This is a genomic window from Pseudomonas sp. M20 (genome assembly GCF_045037865.1).
In the GTDB taxonomy this organism is placed as follows: domain Bacteria; phylum Pseudomonadota; class Gammaproteobacteria; order Pseudomonadales; family Pseudomonadaceae; genus Aquipseudomonas.
In genome coordinates this window covers 4,930,908-4,949,877 of record NZ_CP173611.1, presented here as the reverse complement: position 1 = coordinate 4,949,877, position 18,970 = coordinate 4,930,908, and the positions used below count along the sequence as shown (strand labels likewise).

The 18,970-nt window shown below is 61.2% G+C and carries 17 protein-coding genes; 8 read left to right on the top strand and 9 right to left on the bottom strand.

What is annotated here, in order from left to right; translation table 11 throughout:
* Positions 1-86: 86 nt before the first annotated feature.
* The 3 genes from ACI514_RS22015 to ACI514_RS22005 all read right to left on the bottom strand — a co-directional run bounded on the left by ACI514_RS22015 (position 87) and on the right by ACI514_RS22005 (position 4,179).
* Positions 87-1,670: a collagen-like triple helix repeat-containing protein gene (locus ACI514_RS22015; RefSeq protein ID WP_405122376.1), complete on the bottom strand. Its 1,584-nt coding sequence runs from the start codon at positions 1,668-1,670 to the stop codon at positions 87-89.
* A 299-nt stretch (positions 1,671-1,969) separates the two neighbouring features.
* Positions 1,970-2,824: a MaoC/PaaZ C-terminal domain-containing protein gene (locus ACI514_RS22010; RefSeq protein ID WP_160055530.1), complete on the bottom strand. Its 855-nt coding sequence runs from the start codon at positions 2,822-2,824 to the stop codon at positions 1,970-1,972.
* Between the two features lie 2 nt (positions 2,825-2,826).
* The gene (locus tag ACI514_RS22005) at positions 2,827-4,179 is read right to left on the bottom strand and encodes a 3-oxoacyl-ACP reductase (protein WP_405122374.1); all 1,353 of its coding nucleotides are present in this window, start codon (positions 4,177-4,179) and stop codon (positions 2,827-2,829) included.
* 284 nt (positions 4,180-4,463) lie between these two features.
* On the opposite strand from ACI514_RS22005, the gene ACI514_RS22000 reads away from it, so the two are divergent.
* The 3 genes from ACI514_RS22000 (at position 4,464) to ACI514_RS21990 (ending at position 8,598) form a co-directional block, all read left to right on the top strand.
* Positions 4,464-5,741 carry an acetyl-CoA C-acetyltransferase gene (locus tag ACI514_RS22000; protein WP_405122373.1) on the top strand — a complete coding sequence of 426 codons (1,278 nt, stop codon included), beginning with the start codon at positions 4,464-4,466 and terminating at the stop codon, positions 5,739-5,741.
* A 439-nt stretch (positions 5,742-6,180) separates the two neighbouring features.
* The gene (locus ACI514_RS21995) at positions 6,181-7,077 is read left to right on the top strand and encodes a PA4780 family RIO1-like protein kinase (protein ID WP_160055536.1); all 897 of its coding nucleotides are present in this window, start codon (positions 6,181-6,183) and stop codon (positions 7,075-7,077) included.
* Positions 7,078-7,389: 312 nt separating this feature from the next.
* Positions 7,390-8,598: an MFS transporter gene (locus tag ACI514_RS21990; protein ID WP_160055538.1), complete on the top strand. Its 1,209-nt coding sequence runs from the start codon at positions 7,390-7,392 to the stop codon at positions 8,596-8,598.
* Here the strand turns inward: ACI514_RS21990 and cueR are convergent.
* From cueR to ACI514_RS21975, 3 genes are all read right to left on the bottom strand, one after another.
* Entirely contained in the window at positions 8,552-8,965 is a 414-nt protein-coding gene (gene cueR, locus ACI514_RS21985; RefSeq protein WP_160055540.1) for a Cu(I)-responsive transcriptional regulator, read from the bottom strand. The genes ACI514_RS21990 and cueR overlap by 47 nt on opposite strands.
* Entirely contained in the window at positions 8,962-11,355 is a 2,394-nt protein-coding gene (cueA, locus tag ACI514_RS21980) for a copper resistance metal-translocating P1-type ATPase CueA (RefSeq protein ID WP_405122372.1), read from the bottom strand. The genes cueR and cueA overlap by 4 nt, the downstream gene beginning before the upstream one ends.
* Before the next feature lie 195 nt (positions 11,356-11,550).
* Complete coding sequence (locus ACI514_RS21975; protein WP_160055544.1) at positions 11,551-11,934, bottom strand: hypothetical protein; 384 nt, start codon at positions 11,932-11,934, stop codon at positions 11,551-11,553.
* Positions 11,935-12,081: 147 nt separating this feature from the next.
* Here ACI514_RS21975 and ACI514_RS21970 point away from each other — a divergent pair, with 147 nt between their 5' ends.
* Both ACI514_RS21970 and ACI514_RS21965 read left to right on the top strand, forming a co-directional pair.
* The gene (locus ACI514_RS21970; protein WP_160055546.1) at positions 12,082-12,279 is read left to right on the top strand and encodes a cation transporter; all 198 of its coding nucleotides are present in this window, start codon (positions 12,082-12,084) and stop codon (positions 12,277-12,279) included.
* An 89-nt stretch (positions 12,280-12,368) separates the two neighbouring features.
* On the top strand, positions 12,369-13,571 hold the full coding sequence (locus ACI514_RS21965; protein ID WP_405122371.1) for a multidrug effflux MFS transporter: 1,203 nt from the start codon (positions 12,369-12,371) through the stop codon (positions 13,569-13,571).
* A 6-nt stretch (positions 13,572-13,577) separates the two neighbouring features.
* On the opposite strand, the gene ACI514_RS21960 is transcribed toward ACI514_RS21965, so the two are convergent.
* The 3 genes from ACI514_RS21960 to ACI514_RS21950 form a co-directional block, all read right to left on the bottom strand.
* Positions 13,578-13,751 (bottom strand): hypothetical protein, encoded by a 174-nt coding sequence (locus tag ACI514_RS21960; protein WP_007914687.1) that lies wholly within the window; start codon positions 13,749-13,751, stop codon positions 13,578-13,580.
* Positions 13,752-13,904: 153 nt separating this feature from the next.
* Positions 13,905-14,918, bottom strand: coding sequence for a zinc-binding alcohol dehydrogenase family protein (locus ACI514_RS21955; protein WP_160055548.1), 1,014 nt, complete (start codon positions 14,916-14,918; stop codon positions 13,905-13,907).
* A gap of 32 nt (positions 14,919-14,950) precedes the next feature.
* Entirely contained in the window at positions 14,951-15,244 is a 294-nt protein-coding gene (locus tag ACI514_RS21950) for a putative quinol monooxygenase (protein ID WP_160055550.1), read from the bottom strand.
* A gap of 119 nt (positions 15,245-15,363) precedes the next feature.
* Between ACI514_RS21950 and ACI514_RS21945 the strand changes: the two genes are divergently transcribed.
* The 3 genes from ACI514_RS21945 to ACI514_RS21935 all read left to right on the top strand — a co-directional run bounded on the left by ACI514_RS21945 (position 15,364) and on the right by ACI514_RS21935 (position 18,853).
* Positions 15,364-16,293: a LysR family transcriptional regulator gene (locus ACI514_RS21945; RefSeq protein ID WP_160055552.1), complete on the top strand. Its 930-nt coding sequence runs from the start codon at positions 15,364-15,366 to the stop codon at positions 16,291-16,293.
* A 317-nt stretch (positions 16,294-16,610) separates the two neighbouring features.
* Positions 16,611-17,345 (top strand): helix-turn-helix transcriptional regulator, encoded by a 735-nt coding sequence (locus ACI514_RS21940; RefSeq protein ID WP_160055554.1) that lies wholly within the window; start codon positions 16,611-16,613, stop codon positions 17,343-17,345.
* A gap of 125 nt (positions 17,346-17,470) precedes the next feature.
* Complete coding sequence (locus tag ACI514_RS21935; protein WP_405122370.1) at positions 17,471-18,853, top strand: MFS transporter; 1,383 nt, start codon at positions 17,471-17,473, stop codon at positions 18,851-18,853.
* The last annotated feature ends 117 nt before the right edge of the window (positions 18,854-18,970 follow it).

Sequence of the window (18,970 nt, the reverse complement as noted above, 5' to 3'; positions counted from 1 at the left end):
AAAAAGGCGGAAGACTCGTGGGAATCTTCCGCCCTCAACCAAGCGTAGGCGCTGTAGGTGAGGCCGTCGAATCGGCCAGGTGCAATTTAGCGTTTGTTGCCCCCCAGGGTATTAGTCAGACCACCGAGTACACCGCCCAGACCGCCACCGGTGGCAGCTCCGCTGGTACCCCCGTTGACCAGTCCACCGACGGCGGCAACGGTGCCGCCCACGTTGCTGACCAGACCACCGACCGCTGTGGTGACCGGATTGTTGGTCGCGGCAATGGTGTTGCCGATACTGCTGACCGCACCGCCAACCTGGCCGGTGAGACCGGCGACGGGTGATCCGATACCGGTCGCTGCGCCGACTTGTTGGGTCACGTTGGTCACAGCGCTGGTGACCGGATTCAGACCCGTGCCCAAGGTGGCGCCAACCGTGGCCAGAGGTGAGGTGGTTGCGGTGATCGGGGTGCCCGAACCGCCAAGTACGGTGTTGAGCGAAGCCACGGTATTACCCAGGCCGACAGCGGTAACGCCGCCTGCGCTGACCACGCCATTGGTATTGCCGGCATTCAGGCCTGCGCCGACGTTGACCACGGCACCGCCGACGGTTTGCAGCAGGCCAGTACCACCGAGGCCGCCGCCCAGACCACCACCCACACCGCCAGTACCCGAGCCGGTGCCGTTGGACACCAGACCACCAGCCTTGCCGACCGCGGTGCCGGTATCGCTCAACGCGCCGCCGAGGGTGTTAGTCAAGGCATTGCCGTTACCCGCATCGGTGACCTTGCCGCCCAGGGTGTTCACCGCGCCGCCGACTTGCGAGATCGCGCCTTTGAGTGGATCGCCGAGCCCGGTGGCAGTGCCGAGTTTGTCGGTGGTGCTTTCGACCATTGCGATCACGGGAACCAGACTACCGCCGACTTTGTTCGTCAGTTGGCTGGTCGGGCCGTTGGTCAGCGTGGTGTCGAGGGTATTGCCGAGCATGGTGACTTTCTCGCCGACACCGTCAAGCAGCGGCGCGACTTTGGTCACAACACCGCCCACCACCGGAACGCTGCCGGTCGCGGTTGCCAGTTTGCCGCTGAGATCAGAGACACCGTTGCCCACATCGGTCACCACACCGCCGACCGAAGCGACGGTGGTGGTCAGGCCTTTAGGGTCGGTCGCCAGCTTGCCTACGCCATTGGCGACACCGTCACCCAAGGTGCTGACGACATTGCCGGCGGTGTTGGCCGCACTTTGTACAACGCCACCGACAACAGGAACGCTGCTCAGCGAGTCACCGATCTGGCCAACGCCATCGCCGACGCCAGCGACGGTATTACCGACATCCTGCACCAGTGTGGTGGTCACCAACGGTGTGGTGGTTGGATTGGTCGGGTTGGTGGGATCGGTCGGATCTGTCGGGTTGGTTGGATTGGTCGGATCGGTGCCACCTGTACCACCGGTTCCGCCAGTACCACCTGTGTTACCGGTTCCGCCAGTGCCGCCAGTGCCCGCAGTATCACCGGTGCCCCCCGTACCGCCAGTACCCGAGGTGCCGCCAGTGCCGGCGGTGCCGTCCGCCGCGGAACTGCCGGAACTGCTTTTATGACCGCCACCACCGCTGCTGCACCCGGTGAGGCCAAGGGAGAGAATCAATGCCAGAGCGATTGCCGATTTGCACCATACGCCTTGAGTTTTCATGATCGTAATTCCTTGCACCTGTCACAACGTTCGTTGACTTCGATGGCTCGCCGATCTGTCGTCGGTGATGCCTTCGACCGTTGTGCTCAATCTCAGTCCAGGGGCGGGTTTCAGGCCATTCTCAAGTTGGTATTAACGCCTTTATATAGAGGGCGAAATTCAGCGCCTAAGGACTAATACCCACGATATAGCCGCACAAAAAAAGGCCTTGATAATCAAGGCCCGGGTTTTTTCAGTGGAAGGGGCAAGGACGGCGGAAACTTAAGTTATATACACACAATTAACGGTGTCCCGCGAGCTCAGGCAATGGGTTGCCACTGCCCGACCATGTGTTCGAGGTCTTGTGCACCGATCAGCCGCAACTCACCACTGGACCCCGCCGCACTCGCCAGCAAGGTCACTTCACTGGGCAGGCGCACCGGTTTACGAAAGTGCACGGCGATCTCGAGGTTGGCCTTGGGCAAATGATCGCCCAGCGCCGCGAGCGTTCGCGCCTTGTTCCACAAACCATGGGCGATGGCTGTTGGAAAACCGAACAGCTTGGCGCTGGCTGCACTCAGGTGAATCGGGTTGTAGTCTCCGGAGACTTTGGCGTATTGCCGACCGATATCGGCCGGGGCTTTCCAGCGCGCCACCTCCACCAATGATTGCGAGGGCTCCCAGGTCTGCTCGACAGCCTCGCCCTCAAGCTTCACCCCCCGACAGAGCATCTGGCTTTCGGCTTCCCACAACGGCCCGAGCTGGTCATCCAGCGTGGTCAGCAGATCGAACGTTGCACCTTTGGGATGCGCTTGCAGATTTGTCACGCGCACGCTCACTTGCGCCCGACCGATTCCGCCCATCGGTCGCAACACGCGAATGCGGTTGCTCAGATGAATCAACCCCAACAGAGGAAACGGAAACTCCCTGGCGGTGAGCAATTGCATCTGCAAGGCAAAGGCGAGGACATGCGGATACGTCGGCGGCAACAGACCGTCATCGGTGAATCCGCAGACCTTGCGATAGGCCGCCAAGCGTTTGCCATCGACATCGACCCAACAGCGCAAACCACTGTCGGGCAACCGGGTACCGGTGATTTTCCGTCGCGTCGCCGCCCGTGCATACAGCCCGGGCAGACTCGGCTCGCGATCCAGCGTATGCCATTCGATGCTCATGCCTAAGCCCCCAGAACACTTTGTCCACAGACCCGCAGCGCTTGCCCGGTAAACGCGCCGGTGCCCGGCTGCGCCAGCCACGCGACCGCTTCGGCGACGTCTTGCGGCAGGCCGCCCTGACCGAGCGAACTCATGCGCCGCCCGGCCTCACGCAGGCCGAACGGAATGTGTGCGGTCATCTGCGTTTCGATAAAACCAGGGGCGACGGCGTTGATGCTGATACCACGTTCCAGCAGCGTCGGCGCCCAGGCTTGCGCCAGACCGATCAGCCCGGCCTTGCTCGCGGCGTAGTTGGTTTGCCCACGGTTACCGGCAATGCCGCTGATCGAGGCCAGCAAAATCACCCGCGCGTTGTCGTGCAGCGTGCCGCTGTCGAGCAGCGCTTTGGTCAGCACTTGCGGCGCGTTGAGGTTGACGGCCAGCACCGCGTCCCAGAATTCCGGGGTCATGTTGGCCAGGGTTTTGTCACGGGTGATGCCGGCGTTGTGCACCAGAATATCGAGGCCATCAGGCAGTTGTTCAATCAACTGTGTGGCGGCGTCGGTAGCGCAGATATCCAGGGTGATCGCTCGGCCACCGAGGCGGGCGGCGAGGGCTTCCAGATCGGTCTTGGCCGGCGGGACATCGAGCAGGATCACGTCGGCGCCATCGCGCGCCAGGGTTTCAGCGATGGACGCACCGATGCCGCGCGCCGCGCCGGTGACCAATGCCTTGCGCCCGGCCAGCGGGCGCGTCCAGTCACTCACTGGCGTCGCACAAGCGGTCAGGCGAATCACTTGCCCAGAGACGAAGGCACTTTTCGGCGAAAGGAAAAACCGCAGCGGACCTTCCAGTTGATCTTCCGCGCCGTCGCCGACGTAGATCAATTGCAGCGTGCCGCCGCTGCGCAGTTCTTTGGCCAGCGAACGTGAAAACCCTTCCAGCGCGCGCTGTGCGCTGGCGGCAAACGGATCACTTAGGGTTTCCGGCGCGCGACCGAGAATCACCAGATGGGCGCTGTGGTCGAGGTTTTTCATCAGCGGCTGGAAGAATTCGCGCAGCTGTTTGAGCTGGTCGGTGTGCAGCAATTCGCTGGCGTCGAACACCACGGCTTTGAGTTTCGGGCCGTGGCCGGGAATCCATTCAGTCGCGGTCGTCGGTTGCTCGCCGTAGCGGTAAATACTCTCGGTCAAACGGTTGGCGAAAGCGCCGACGCGTTCGGCCAGCGGCCCGCCGCCGATCAGCAGCGCACCTTCCACCGGCCGCAGGCGCCCGGCCTGCCAGCGTTCCAGTCGCACCGGCGACGGCAGGCCCAGCGCCCCGACCAGACGATGGCCGATGGACGAGTTGGCGAAGTCGATATAGCGGTCAGACATGGAACGCTCTCCAGAAGTTGGGGTTCAAAGTGTGGACTGTCGATGGCAATCAATCGTTCGATTAACGCAATAAGGCCTACGCTTGAACAGCAGAGTAGTTTGCCCCCGGCGTTTGTGTTGCCGAACGCACATTCATAAACACAGCTGACCCCCTGTAGGAGTGAGCCTGCTCGCGATAGCGGTGTATCAGTCAAGAAATGTTTATCTGACCCACCGCTATCGCGAGCAGGCTCACTCCTACAAGGGATTGGCGTGAATTCAGACCTTTGGACAAGGAGTTATTCATGAGTCAGCTGCGCCGCGTCGCGATCATTGGTGGTAACCGTATCCCCTTCGCCCGCTCCAACGGGCCGTACGCCACGGCCAGCAATCAGGCAATGCTCACCGCCGCCCTCGAAGGCCTGATCGAACGCTACAACCTGCACGGCCAGCGCATCGGCGAAGTGGTGGCGGGCGCGGTGCTGAAATTGTCACGAGATATGAGCCTGACCCGTGAATGCGTGCTCGGCTCGCGTCTGTCACCGGCGACTCCCGCCTACGACATTCAGCAAGCCTGCGGCACCGGCCTGGAAGCGGCGATCCTGGTGGCGAACAAAATCGCCCTCGGTCAGATCGAGAGCGGCATTGCTGGCGGCGTCGACACCACCTCGGACGCGCCGATCAGTGTCAGCGAAGGCCTGCGCAAAATTCTCCTGCAAGCCAACCGCGCCAAGACCACCGGCGACAAGCTGAAAACCTTTCTGCAACTGCGGCCCAAACATCTGATTCCGGATTTTCCACGCATCGGCGAACCACGCACTGGGCTTTCGATGGGCCAGCACTGTGAATTGATGGCGCAGACTTGGCAGATCCCGCGTGAAGAGCAGGATCAACTGACCCTCGAAAGTCATCACAAACTCGCCGCGTCCTACAGTGAAGGCTGGCACAACGACTTGATGACGCCGTTCCTTGGTCTGACCCGCGACAACAATTTGCGTCCGGACCTGACTCTGGAAAAACTCGCGACGCTGAAACCGGCGTTTGAAAAAAGCGCCAAAGGTACGCTGACGGCGGGCAACTCCACGCCGCTGACCGACGGCGCGTCCGTGCTGCTGCTCGGCAGTGAAGAGTGGGCCAAGGAGCGCGGCTTGCCGATCCTCGCGTATTTGCGCGATGGCGAAGCGGCGGCGGTGGATTTCGTCAACGGTGCGGAAGGGCTGCTGATGGCGCCGGTGTACGCCGTGCCGCGATTGCTCGCACGCAACGGCCTGACCTTGCAGGACTTCGACTACTACGAAATTCACGAAGCGTTTGCGGCGCAGGTGCTGTGCACACTGAAGGCCTGGGAAGATCCCGAATACTGTAAAACCCGCCTGGGACTCGACGCGCCGCTGGGCTCGATCGATCGCAGCCGACTCAATGTGAAGGGCAGTTCGCTGGCGGCCGGGCATCCGTTTGCTGCGACTGGCGGGCGTATCGTGGCGAACCTGGCGAAGTTGCTGGACGCGGCGGGCAAGGGCCGGGGTCTGATCTCGATTTGCGCGGCGGGCGGGCAAGGCGTCACCGCTATCATCGAACGCTAACGCTAGAAGAGCCCCTCACCCTAACCCTCTCCCAGAGGGAGAGGGGACTGATTGGGGGATGTTTGAGGTGATCGAGCTTTACCGAATCCATAATCGACGGTGTTTAACTCAGATGGTTAGCCCAATCCATAATCGACGCGGTATTTCAGGTCGATGTATAACGTCAGACACCTCGGTCGGCTCCCTCTCCCTCCGGGAGAGGGCTGGGGTGAGGGTAAAAGGGCTAAAACCGCAGATGTCAGATTCTGTCGCAAATGCCCTCAACGGCCGATACCAACAAACAGGCAAGGCTCGGCTATGATTCGCAGCGGTCGATTTTTCGGCACAGTGTGTGCATTCACAGGTTCACAGGTCGGCAACCCCTCCCCGTGATGCGAGGATTGCCGTATAACGAGTGACATTCGCGTGTTTGGTAATAAAGGACCCACAATAAAAGCTGATGAAGACTCCAAAACGCATTGAACCCCTGATCGAGGACGGTCTGGTCGACGAAGTGCTGCGCCCACTGATGAGTGGTAAAGAAGCAGCTGTTTATGTGGTGCGCTGCGGCAATCAGTTACGTTGCGCAAAGGTCTACAAGGAGGCGAACAAACGCAGTTTCCGCCAGGCGGCCGAGTATCAGGAAGGCCGCAAGGTGCGCAACAGCCGACAGGCTCGCGCAATGGCAAAAGGCTCCAAGTTCGGTCGCAAAGAGACCGAAGATGCTTGGCAGAACGCCGAAGTGGCGGCGCTGTTCCGTCTGGCCGGCGCCGGCGTGCGGGTACCCAAGCCGTATGACTTCCTCGACGGCGTGCTGTTGATGGAGCTGGTGGCCGACGAATTCGGCGACGCCGCGCCGCGTCTGAACGACGTGGTGCTGGAGCCGGATCAGGCGCGCGAGTATCACGCGTTCCTGATTTCGCAGATCGTGCTGATGTTGTGTACCGGTCTGGTGCACGGTGACCTCTCGGAGTTCAACGTGCTGCTGACGCCGACCGGCCCGGTCATCATTGACCTGCCGCAGGCCGTCGACGCTGCCGGTAACAACCACGCGTTCAGCATGCTGGAGCGGGATGTCGGCAACATGGCTTCGTACTTCGGTCGCTTTGCGCCGGAATTGAAGCTGACCAAGTACGCCAAGGAAATGTGGGCGTTGTACGAAGCCGGCACTTTGCACCCGAACAGTGTGCTGACCGGTGAGTTCGATGATCCGGAAGACCTGGCCGACGTTGGCGGGGTGTTGCGCGAGATCGAAGCGGCGCGCCTCGACGAGGAACGCAAGCAGGCCATCCGTGCGGCGGACGACGAGCCGAAAGGCAAGTCCGAAGAACCACCGCCACCACCGTGGATGCAGTGATTGCTTGATGAGAAACCCGGCTTCGGCCGGGTTTTTTGTTTGGTTTCGAAATGCACCCTCACCCCAGCCCTCCCGAAACGTCGGACCGCCCAGAGGGAGAGGGGGCCGACCGAGGTCTCTTGCGTCATACATCGACCTGAAACACCGGGTCGATTATGGATTCGACGAAAAACGTTCAGATCGGTGTACCCCCAAATATCCCCCAATCAGTTCCCTCTCCCCCTGGGAGAGGGTTAGGGTGAGGGGCCTCTTTCGGATCCCCGCAAATTCACGTCTACTGTCCACCGCCCCAACCACACTCAAGGACTGAATGTGACCACCCCCCGCAACACCCGCCTGATCGTCACTGCCCGACTGATCTCCGATTTCGGCGCCTTCCTCAACATGGTCGCGCTGGCCACCTACGTCTACCTGCTGAGCAACAGCGCCATGAGCGTCGGGATTTTCCTCGCCAGCCGCGTGGGCGGGGGGATATTTGCCAGCCTGATCGGCACCGCGTTTTACCGCCGTTGCAGTGGACGTGCACCGCTGATCGCGTTCGATCTGCTGCGCGCCAGTGTGCTGGGTCTGTTATTGATTGTGCCCGTCAGCCAGCAAGCCATGCTGTTGCCGGTGATTGCCTTCGGCCTGGGCCTGGGCAACTCGATGTTCGCCATCGGCCTCAACAGCCAGTTGCCGCGTCTGATCCCTGCTGATCAATTGCTCAAGGCCAACGCCTGGATCACTTCGGCCTCATCCGGCGCGATGGTCGCTGGCAGTCTGGTGTCGGGTTTGCTGGTGGCGGGTTTTGGCTTTGAAACGGTGTTCGCACTGAATGCACTGACCTATTTGCTGGCAGCGTTATTGATCGTGCCGCTGCGTTTCGAACCCACGACCGTCAACGATGAACCCGAACGGGGCGAATGGACAGCACTCAAGCAAGGCCTGCGTTCGGCACCGGTGATTGCCGCGATGCTTGCGGTGACGATGGCCGACACGTTGGGCAGCGCTGCGCACAACGTCGGCTTTCCGATTATTTCCAAACTGCTCACACCGGATTCTGCGAGCACCACACTGGGGCTGATGCTCGCGGTGTGGGCCAGCGGCAAACTGCTGGGCGCGCGAATCGCCAGTCGTCTCAAGGGCTCGGACAACAGCCATCTGGAACGGCGGTTTTTCTTCGGCGTGGCGCTGATGTCCTGCGGCTTCATCCTGATGTTCCAGCAACACAGCCTCTACGGTCTGCTGCTGTTTTCATTGCCGGCGGGCCTCGGTGACGGCTTTTCCGAAGTCGGGTTGATGTCGCGGCTGCAGCGCGAACCCGAGCAGTTGCGCCTGCCAGTTTTCAGCGTGCTGACCTTGCTGCAAATGACCGGGTTCGGCATCGGTATGCTCATCGCCGCGCCGTTCTACGGGTGGTGGACGCCGGGCGCCGTGGTCATGCTGTTTCACGGCATTCCCCTCGGCACATTGCTCGCGGTGAAAGTCCTGGCACTCAGGCGCGGGCGGGTTGTGCGCAGCAGCCCGACGCCAGTTCCTTGAGGATCGGGCAGTCGGGGCGGTGGTCGCCGTTACAGTGCTCGACGAGGTCTTGCAGAGTGTCGCGCAACTCGCCGAGTTCGCGGATCTTCTGATTCAACTCGTCTATGTGCTGGCGCGCCAACGCCTTCACATCGGCGCTGGCGCGTTGGCGATCCTGCCAGAGGGTCAACAGTTTGCCGACCTCTTCCAGGGAAAAGCCGAGATCCCGCGAGCGCTTGATGAATGCCAGCGTGTGCAGGTCATCGTCACGGTAGACCCGATAACCGCTGTCGGTGCGATGGGCGGCTTTGAGCAGGCCGATCGACTCGTAGTAACGGATCATTTTCGCGCTGAGGCCACTGTGTTTGGCCGCTTGACCGATGTTCATCGGTGCTCCTCCAGATCCTTGGGTTTCCAGGTTTTCAACAGTAGCGCATTGCTCACCACGCTGACGCTCGACAGCGCCATCGCCGCACCGGCCAGCACCGGATTAAGGAAGCCGAACGCCGCCAGCGGAATGCCGATCAGGTTGTAGACGAAGGCCCAGAACAGGTTCTGGCGGATCTTCGCATAAGTCTTGCGGCTGATTTCCAGTGCCGCCGGCACCAGCCGTGGATCGCCGCGCATCAGGGTAATGCCCGCCGCGTGCATGGCGACGTCGGTGCCGCCGCCCATGGCGATACCGATGTCGGCAGCGGCGAGGGCCGGGGCGTCGTTGATGCCGTCACCGACCATGGCGACCACGCCGGTTTTCTTCAGCTCGCTGACGGTGGCGGCTTTGTCCGCCGGCAGCACTTCGGCGTGGACGTTGCTGATGCCCAGCGCTTCGGCGACCACACGTGCGCTGCCACGGTTGTCGCCAGTCAGCAGATGGCTGTGAATATTGCGGGCAGCAAGTTGTTGCACGGCTTCAAGTGCGCCGGGTTTCAAGGTGTCACCGAAGGCGAACAAGCCGAGTACTTTTTGCTCAGGACTTTGCTCGATCAACCACGACAACGTGCGGCCTTCGGTTTCCCAGGCGCTGGCGGATTCGGCAAGGTCTCCAGCGCTCAAGCCGCTTTCGTCCAGCAAGCGCCGATTGCCCAGCGCCAGACGCCGGCCGTCGAGATTGCCGGCAATGCCGCGACCGGTCAGCGACTGGCTGTCGCTGACATCTGGCACGTTCAGACCTCGTTCAGCAGCCGCATCCAACACTGCTTTGGCCAGTGGGTGTTCACTGCCGCGTTGCAGGGCGCCGGCCAGTTTCAGCAGCGCGTCTTCATCACCATCCACTGCACTGAAATGGGCGATACGCGGTGTGCCAGAGGTCAGCGTGCCGGTCTTGTCGAAGACCACGCTGCTAACTTCATGGGCGCGTTCCAGCGCTTCGGCGTCCTTGATCAGAATGCCGTGACGCGCCGCTACGCCGGTGCCGGCCATGATCGCCGTCGGCGTGGCAAGGCCCAATGCACACGGGCAGGCGATGACCAGCACCGCGACGGCGTTGATCAACGCGGTCTCCATCGGTGCGCCGTAGAGCCACCAGCCGATCAGTGTCGCCAACGCTAAAACCAGCACGGTGGGCACGAATACCTGACTGACTTTATCCACGAGTTTCTGGATCGGCGCTTTGGCGGCTTGGGCGTCTTCTACCAGACGAATAATCCGTGCCAGAACGGTTTCCGCACCGAGCGCCTGGGTGCGCACCAGCAAGCGACCCTCGCCATTGATCGCGCCGCCGGTGACCTTGTCCCCCGGTTGTTTCGGCACCGGCAGACTCTCGCCGCTGATCAGTGCTTCGTCGGCATGACTCTGGCCCTCGATGACTTCGCCATCGACCGGGAAACGTTCGCCGGGTTTGACCAGCACCAGATCGTTGAGGCGCAACGCGCTGATGGCGACATCTTGCTCGCGGCCGTCGATCACTTGAATCGCCCGCTCCGGACGCAACGCTTCCAGCGCGCGGATGGCGCTGGCGGTCTGGCGTTTGGCGCGGCTCTCCAGGTATTTGCCGAGCAGTACCAGGGCAATGACCACCGCCGACGCTTCGAAATACAGATGCGGCATGCGCCCGGCAGCGGTGGCCCATTCGTAAAGGCTCAGGCCGTAACCGGCGCTGGTGCCGAGGGCGACCAGCAAGTCCATATTGCCGGCGCCAGCGCGAACGGCTTTCCATGCGGCGACGTAGAAGCGTGCACCGAAAATGAACTGCACGGGCGTGGCGAGGGCGAATTGCGCCCATGCCGGGAGCATCCAGTGGATGCCGAACGGTTGCAGCAACATCGGCGCCACCAGCGGCAGAGCGAGGGCGATCGCGCAGATCAGTGCCCAGCGTTCATGTTTCAGGCGCTGTTGTTGTTTATCGGTTTGTGGGTGTTCGGCTTGCCAGACGCTGGCCGAGTAGCCGGCCTTGCTCACGGCGTCGAGCAGGGTTTGCGAATCGACCTGACCGAGCAATTCGAGGTGCGCACGTTCGTTGGCCAGGTTAACGCTGACACTTTTCACCCCGAGGACTTTGCTCAGGGCGCGTTCGACGCGACCGACGCAGGACGCGCAGGTCATGCCTTCGATATTCAATTCGATAGTCTGCTGCGGGACGCTGTAACCGGCACGTTCGACCGCGTCCATCAACGCCGGCAGACTGTCGCCCGGCGCTTGCACACGGGCCTGCTCGGTGGCGAGATTGACGCTGACGGCACTGGCGCCGCTGACTTTGCTCAAGGCCCGCTCGACACGCCCGGCACAACTGGCGCAGGTCATGCCGGCAATCGGCAGGTCGAAAGTGATGGAATCGGACATCGGTCGTACTCCCTGTAGTAGATACCTACAAGGATCAACCTTGCCATGCGGGCAAGGTCAAGCGCCATTCTTTGACGCGCCGCAAAACCAACTGTGGGAGCGAGCCTGCTCGCGAAAGCGGTGGGTCAGTCAACATCATCGCTGAATGACACACCGTATTCGCGAGCAGGCTCGCTCCCACAGGTTTGTATTTGCTTAATAGCCGAGATCGGCGCGCTTCAGGTACACGCCTTCCTGTGTCATCGCGATCCGGTACTTCTGCACATCGCCCGCCTGCAGTTTTATTTCCTGCGAACCCGGTGCGAGCAAGCCCGGATTGCAACCCGGTACCTGCCCCGGCAGTAGTTTCAGACGCAGCGATACAGTGCCCGGTGGCAGGTTGAAAGACGTGCTCTGTTCCTGAAACAGGCGCGCCGAAAGCTGATCCTGGATATACACACCGATTTCGCAGGAGGTTGCCACTTCCAGGCGCTCGCGGGAGATGATCAGAACGCCGTAATCCTCACCAGCGGCTTGCACTGTAGGAACGGCGGCAAAGAGACTGAGAAAGCCAAACAGGCTGAAAGCTGACCAGCGCATGGCTGAATCTCCTGAATCGAGTCATTGATGTACGCAGCTTGGCCGAGCGCGGCGCCGATTGCCAGCCCGGCAGTTTATTGAAGAACTTGACCTTGCCATCGTGGCAAGCTCGAAACTGCCGGCAACCTCACTCAAAGGAGTCATTCCATGCAAGTGTTCAACGTTCAAGGCATGTCCTGCGGTCACTGCGTCAAAGCCATCACCAGCGCAGTTCAGGCCAAAGATCCGGCGGCCAGTGTGCGGGTCGATCTGGCGGCGAAAGAGGTAGGCGTTGAGAGTGCGTTGACCAGCGATCAGGTCATCGAGGCGATCAGCGAAGAAGGCTACGCAGTGAAACTCGTCTGAAGTTTTATAGTTAGCGAGCTATCGGAATGTTCAAGGCGTCCGGGCGCGGCTAGACTGTCGGGCTGCCGACTTGCCAACCTGGATGCCTGATGAACTTCCGTACCATTCTGATTCTCGGTGCCTTGACCGCCTTCGGGCCCTTGGCGATCGACTTCTATTTACCTGCCTTTCCCTCGATGGCGCTGGCGTTCGGCACCGATGAGAAACACGTGCAGATGACGCTGGCGGCGTATTTCGCCGGGTTGTCGATTGGCCAACTGGCTTATGGCCCGGTGGCGGATCGCTTTGGCCGACGCATTCCATTACTGGTCGGGCTCACGCTGTTCACCCTGGCATCCCTGGCCTGTGCTTATGCGCCAAATCTGGAATGGTTGATCGGCGCGCGTTTCGTCCAGGCACTTGGAGGCTGTGCAGGGATGGTGATTTCCCGGGCGGTGGTCAGCGACAAATGCGACGCGGTGGGCTCGGCGAAAGTCTTCTCGCAATTGATGCTGGTGATGGGCCTGGCGCCGATTCTGGCGCCGATGCTCGGCGGTCTGCTGGTCAACACTACAGGCTGGCAGTCGATCTTCCTGGTGCTGACCGGGTTCAGCGCGCTGGCCGGTTTGGCCGTGGCGCTGGGTCTGCCGGAAAGTATGCCGGCGCACATGCCACGCCAGCCGTTGTCCGGCGCACTGCGTCAGTATGGGCGCTTGCTCAAGGACCGGGTTTACCTCGGCCATGCTCTGACTGGCGGCATCGCCATCGCCGGGATGTTTGCCTACATCGCCGGTTCGCCGTTTATCTTCATCAAACTGTATGGCGTGCCGGCCGAGCATTTCGGCTGGCTGTTCGGCACCAACGCGGCGGGGTTCATTCTGGTGGCGCAGGTCAACGCGCGGATGTTGGCCAAGCGCGGCCCGGCGTTCCTGTTGTCGCGGGCAGTGTGGGTGTATTTCGCTGCCGGGCTGGCGTTGCTCGCGGTCAGCGCAATGCACACCAAATCCTTGTGGCCGCTGCTGATTCCCCTGTTCATCTGCGTATCGAGCCTGGGTTGCATCAGCCCGAATGCCGCTGCCTGCGCGATGAACGGTCAGGGCGCACGGGCCGGCAGTGCTTCGGCACTGCTCGGCTGCATGCAATTCAGTGTCGCCGCTGGTGCTTCGGCGCTAGTGGGGGTGTTGCACGACGGCACCGCCGTGCCGATGGCAATAGTCATCAGCCTGTGCGGTTTGCTGGTGGTGTGCGTGGCGCTGCTCACCCGCCGTCTGCAGAATGCCCGGGCACTGGCGCAAGCTCAGGCCGAGGCATAAATAACCTCAGCCGGCGGCGCGCTGCTGGCTGCGGTCGGGAATCTGATGGGGCGCGCAAAGTCGCGCTTCGAGGGTGCGGGTGAAGGCCAGTGCTTCGGCTTCACTGCGGAATGTCACGGCGTGTTGGTCCAGACGAACCTGCCATTGAGACTTTGCCACTTCTTTTATCAGGATCTTCATTGCTGACCTCCCTTGCGTAAAAGATGTATCGCAGAGGCTTCGATTGTAGACCTGAATACGATCGCAATTGTGACAACGGTCAAGCATCGGACTGACGGCAAAAAACCTCCGGCAGCCCCTGTAGGAGCTGCCGAAGGCTGCGATCTTTTGATCTTAGAAACCTTCTAAAACAATTTTCCCCTTGGCTTTGCCACTTTCCAGCAACTCATGGGCGCGGCGCAGGTTCGCCGCATTGATCGTGCCGAAATGCTCGCCCACCGTAGTCTTCAAGGTTCCGGCATCAATCAGCTCCGCCACGCGATTGAGCAGTTTGTGCTGCTCGATCATGTCCGGCGTTTCGAACAGCGAGCGGGTGTACATGAACTCCCAGTGCAGCGACAGGCTTTTGCGCTTGAGTTTGCTTACGTCCAGCGACTTCGGATCATCGATCAATGCCAGTTTGCCCTGCGGCGCCAAGGCTTCGACCAATTGATCGAGGTGCTGATCGGTCTGGGTCAGGCTGGCGACGTGAGTCACGCTGTCGATCCCGGCGCGCTTGAGCTCTTCGCTCAGCGGCTGGCTGTGATCGATGACCAGATCGGCGCCCAGCTCTTTGACCCAATCGCGGGTCTGCTCGCGGGAAGCGGTGCCGATCACCTTCAGGCCTGTCAGTTGTTTGGCCAATTGCGTGAGGATCGAGCCAACCCCGCCGGCGGCACCGACGATCAGCAGGCTCTGATCTTCGTTGGTTTTGCTTTCGCGGATCTGCAGGCGTTCGAACAACAATTCCCACGCGGTGATCGCGGTCAGTGGCAGTGCGGCAGCGTCGGCAAAACCGAGGGATTTCGGCATATGGCCGACGATGCGTTCATCCACCACGTGCAGTTCGCTGTTACCGCCGGCACGGGCGATGGAGCCGGCGTAAAAGACCTTGTCGCCGGTCTTGAACAATGTCACTTCGCTACCAACAGCCTTGACCACACCGGCGACGTCCCAGCCCAGCACTTTCGCCGCGCCGTTTTCCGGCGCCACGTTCTGCCGAACTTTGGTGTCGACCGGGTTGACCGAGATGGCTTTGACTTCCACCAGCACGTCGCGCGGGCCGGCGACCGGTTCTGGCAGTTCGATGTCTTGCAGGGATTGGGCGTCGCTGATCGGCAAGGAAGCGTAATAGGCGATGGCTTTCATGAATGGCTCCGTACAGGTAATAGCAGAAGGAATCAGGCAATCGCGCCGAGGCGCTTGAGCTGGAAGTGTTCGATGGTGTGGCCGGCGCTGGCCTGGAAATGCTGAAAGTGCGCGCTGTTGTTGTGCGCCTCGAGAATCGCTTCGCTGGCCCAGTGTTCGATCACATAAAACACCTGCGGGTCGGCGAGGTCGCGGTGCAAGTCGTACTGGCTGCAACCGTCCTCGGCGCGGCTCGGTTCAACCAAGGCGCGTAGACCCTGTTCGAGGAGATCCTGTTGGCCCGGTTTGGCAACCAGGGTGGCGATAGCGGTGAATGGCTGGGACATGCTCGGCTCCAGGGAAGCGGGATGAATGTGATGGAGAGATGATTGGCTATTTCTCTGCGAGATAAAACCGGCTAAAAGAGCAGTCTCTTTCAATATTTTTTTGATAATCGAGGCTGAGCATGCTGCGTTTCGATGACTTGCAGTTGTTTGTCCGGGCGGCGGATCTGGGCAGTCTGTCGGCGGCTGCGCGAGTAATGGACATGTCTGCGGCCGTGGCCAGTGCGGCGTTAAAGCGAATCGAACAACAACTCGGCGCGCGGTTGCTCGCGCGTTCGACCCGCAGTTTGCGTCTGACGGCCGAGGGTGAGGGCTTTCTCGAATACGCCCGCGCGGCGTTGAGCAACCTCGATGAAGGCCGGCGCTTGCTGGCCAGCGGGCAGGATCAGGTCAGCGGGGTGTTGCAGTTGTCGGCGCCTTCGGACTTCGGCCGCAACCTGTTGCTGCCGTGGCTCGATGAGTTCCAGCGCGAGCACCCGAAGCTGACCGTGCGTTTGCTGCTTGGCGACCGCATCGCCGATCTGTTTCGGCAACCGGTGGACGTCGCCTTGCGTTATGGCGAGCCGGAAGACTCAAGCCTGGTCGCATTGCCCATCGCCCCGAACAATCGTCGTGTGCTGTGCGCCTCGCCGGCGTATCTGGCCCGGCACGGCGAACCGCGTCAGCTCGAGCAATTGGCTCAGCACAACTGCCTGTTGTACATGCTCGGCAGCCGGGTTCATGACCATTGGAGTTTTCACGACGGTAAACGTGAAGTCGGCCTGACCGTCAGTGGCGACCGTTTCAGCGATGACGCCGACGTTGTGCGCCTGTGGGCGGTGGCTGGCGCCGGAATTGCCTACAAGTCGTGGCTGGACGTGGGCGCCGATGTGCTGGCCGGGCGTCTCAAAGTGCTGCTGCCGGAGTTGCTGTGTGAGCGCGCACCGCTGAATTTGTTGTGCGCCCATCGCGCTCAATTGAGTAAGCCGGTGAACCTACTGAGGGAAATGCTCGCCAGCCGATGCGCTGATTTGAGTAGTCAATTTCCCGCTTTTCCGAAAGTTGATCATTAGTCGCAGGTAAATAGAGAAATTTCTGTCAGGAACAATCACCACCTGCGCAGGCCCCGGCGCGGGACGCGGGAGCTAACCCGCTTATACTAGCGCCCGCCTCATGCCAGCACCGACACCCCGGCCCGGAGACCCTCGCACCGCGTCGCCAGTATTCGAGTGATGGTCGCGCAACTGCTGCGGGTTCTGTGCCGGAGCAGGCTGCGTCAGTGGCCTGCCTTGCCCCGGTTCATGGCGATTTTCGCGTCTTGGCCGATGACTCATTACCGGCCAAGATGTCTCCGAGCAGTAGACGATACGATTCAACAGGGAGTGAACACATGGAACATGCACCTTGCATCAGCCAGATCGCCACGTTGCTGGCCGACCCCAAGCGCAGCGCGATGATGTGGGCGTTGATGGATGGCTCGGCCCGGCAAACCGAGGAGCTTGCGCTACTGGCAGGGCTGTCGACGTCGTCGGCCAGCGCGCACTTGGCGCGGCTTTCCACGGGTGGTCTGTTGAAGGTCGAAGTCCGTGGTCGCAAACGGTTTTTCCGTCTCTCGGCACCGGAGGTCGGCGCTGCGATAGAAGCGCTGGCCAGCGCTACCATCGCCAGTGCTCCAAGGGAGATTCCCGAGGTATTCAAGCGCACCACCCCCATGGCCAAACCGCAGACCGCGCCGTCCTCATTGTTGCGCGCGCGTTTTTGCGATGACCATCTGGGCGGTACGCTGGCGGCGGATCTGTATCAGCGGATGCTCGATGCCGGTTGGATCGAACAGCTTGAACAACGCGTCGTGGTGACCCACAAAGGGGCGAAATTGTTGGCTGGGCGCGGTGTGTTCATTCAAGCGCTGGCTCATCGCAACGTACAAGTGGCGTGCGCTTGTCCGGACTGGAGCGAGCGCCGTCCGCACATGGGTGGCTCACTCGGCGCAGCGTTGTTGCAGCTGTTCATGCAGTCCGGTTGGCTGACATTGCCCAACGACTCAAGAGCCTTGCAATTGACGGCCACCGGCCAGCGCGAATTGCACCGCTTCGCCAAGGAAACCGAGCTGGAAATGGCGTTCTAGAGCAATCGCATTCGACGTCAGCACTTCTGGCGTCGTTCACGGCTGCGAACAGGTCGCATCCAGCACCAACGCCTGGGCGCTATCGCGCACACTCGATCCGGGGATATTTCGGAGGGGGAGGCGCCATGGATACACACGGCTACAGCGCGGCAGAGCGCTTGGAGCGACTGCCAATCAGCGGTTATCACCGGATCATTTTCATCATCATTGCCCTGGCGTTTTTCTTCGACTCCATGGATCTGGCGATGATGACGTTCTTGCTCGGCTCGATCAAAGCCGAGTTCGGCCTGAGCAGTGCGCAAGCGGGATTGCTCGCCAGTTCGAGTTTTTTCGGCATGGTGCTGGGGGCGTCGCTGTCTGGCATGCTCGCCGATCGCTTCGGGCGTAAACCGGTGTTTCAGTGGAGCATCGTGCTGTGGGGCGTGGCCAGTTATCTGTGCTCGACGGCGCAAACGGTCGAGACGCTGACGCTGTTCCGCATCTTGCTGGGAATTGGCATGGGCATGGAGTTCCCCATCGCCCAATCGATGCTGTCCGAGCTGATTCCGGCGCAACGACGCGGGCGTTACATCGCGTTGATGGATGGTTTCTGGCCGCTCGGTTTCGTGGCGGCCGGCGTACTGTCTTACTTTCTGCTGCCTTTGATTGGCTGGCGCGACATCTTTCTGGTGTTGGCAGTGCCGGCGGTGTTTGTGCTGGTGATCCGCTTTTTCATTCCCGAGTCACCGCGCTGGCTGGAGCAGGCAGGGCGCGATGCCGCTGCGGACAAGGTTTTGAACGGCATCGAGGCGCGGGTGCGCAAATCGCTGGGCGGCGCGGCACTGCCGGAACCGATTCGTTTGCCGCGCACGGTGACGCCGCCGGGCAACTTCTTTGCGGCACTCAAGCAGATCTGGTCGCCGCAGTATCGCCAGCGCACGACGATGATCTGGAGTCTGTGGTTTTTTGCGCTGCTTGGCTTTTACGGGCTGACGTCGTGGCTGAGTGCCTTGCTGCAACAGTCGGGTTTTGCCGTGACGCAGTCGGTGTATTACACGGTGCTGATTTCCCTTGGCGGGATTCCCGGCTTTCTCATGGCGGCGTGGTTGGTCGAGCGTTGGGGGCGCAAACCGGTGTGCATCGTCACCTTGCTCGGTGGTGGGGTGATGGCGTTTCTGTACGGGCAGAGTGCGGTGTTTGGCGGCAACGTGGCGCTGCTGATCAGCACCGGGCTGTTGATGCAGTTTTTCCTGTTCGGCATGTGGGCGGTGCTTTACACCTACACGCCGGAGCTGTATCCGACGTCGGCACGGGCGACAGGCTCGGGCTTTGCCTCGGCAATTGGCCGGGTCGGCTCGCTGCTCGGGCCGTTGGTGACCGGGCTGGTGTTCCCGATTACCGGGCAGGGCGGGGTGTTCGCGCTGGGGGCGGCGTGTTTCGCGATAGCGGCGGGGGTGGTGTGGCTGTTCGGGATGGAGACGCGGGGGAAAACCCTGGAAGAGCTGACTGAAAGCCAAATCCCGGGCTAAACAAAGAACCAATTGTGGGAGCGAGCCTGCTCGCGAAAGTGGAGTGTCATTAAACGAAAATGTTAACTGACACTCCCTCTTCGCGAGCAGGCTCGCTCCCACATGGGTACTTCGGTG